Annotated in this window: 1 protein-coding gene; it reads right to left on the bottom strand. The window is 28.0% G+C overall.

Annotation, left to right across the window (positions count from 1 at the left end; all coding sequences use genetic code 11):
- Positions 1–134: 134 nt before the first annotated feature.
- On the bottom strand, positions 135–1,091 hold the full coding sequence (locus FIA58_RS21145) for a PD-(D/E)XK nuclease domain-containing protein (protein ID WP_140964679.1): 957 nt from the start codon (positions 1,089–1,091) through the stop codon (positions 135–137).
- Positions 1,092–1,126: the final 35 nt, after the last annotated feature.

Genomic DNA, 1,126 nt, shown 5'->3' on the forward strand with positions numbered 1-1,126 from the left:
AACGTGTTTGTATATGGTGCGTTGCGTGGTTAAGCAACTAATTTAGCAAATAAAAACCGAATAGAAAATCCGCGAGGATTTTCGTAAGTAAGCCAGCACTAGCAATGCATTATATACGGTGTTACCTGTAGTACTTATGCGTGTGATTTCATTTCCCAATCTATAATATTCCGTTGATTTTTATCTATTGCAACTCCAACTAATATTATTATCTTATTCTTTGAGAAATATTTTTGATAATATTCTTTTTCTAATATTTGTTCTAAAGCGATTTCTGAATCATTTTGTTTAAATTCAATAATATGAATGTAATTTTTAGTTTCAATAACTGAATCAATTCTGCCTTTATTAGTTTCTACTTCGGAATGAATATCGAAATCAAGTAAAGTCAATAAAAAATGGATATGACTATGAAAATATCCTTCTGTTATTTTCATATCATACGAAAGAGAAGCAAACACACCTTGCAGAATTTTGAAAAATTCAGCCAAGTCATTTTTGATTATGCACTCTTTTAAATTATTTAAAGTTTGAAATTTTACAGGTAGAATATCTTCTCCGTTTTTTTCGTCAAGTTCCATTAATCCACCATTTTCAATAAATTTTACTTTTATTTGTTCACGAAGGTCAACTATTGCTCTTTGTTTTCCAAGATATTCAGCAATCTCACTTTTTTCTGTTAGATTTTCAAAATTTGAACTTATAGTTCCTTTTATAACTGCATTTATTCGTTCAATTTTGTATGGTATTCCAAGAATTTTTTTCCAAACAATTGTTACTTCGTTTTTATTTTTTTCGGTTTTTAATTCTTCTCCTTGTTTATGGAAATTTACAGTTTCTGGGATTGCATTAATTACATCAATTATATTTCCGCCAAGTTTCATTGAATGGTCAAACAAATCGATAATTTTTTTATCTAATTCACTGTTAACCATAAGTCCACCAACAAGATTAATTATTCCTAATTGAAATTTAGTAGCAAATTGTTTGTCAACAGCATTGACATAGATTTTATCTAAAGACTCAAATAAATCATCATATTGCCCTTTGTATGATTCTTCATAAAGTTTGATTAATTCAATGTCTTTCATTTAAGATACGGATGTTTTTTCGTATTACAGGTAAC

It is taken from the genome of Flavobacterium jejuense (genome assembly GCF_006491595.2).
In the GTDB taxonomy this organism is placed as follows: Bacteria; Bacteroidota; Bacteroidia; order Flavobacteriales; family Flavobacteriaceae; genus Flavobacterium; species Flavobacterium jejuense.

Bases quoted from the DNA above. Each gene is read 5' to 3' on its own strand.
- FIA58_RS21145 (WP_140964679.1), bottom strand. From the start codon at position 1,091: ATGAAAGACATTGAATTAATCAAACTTTATGAAGAATCATACAAAGGG.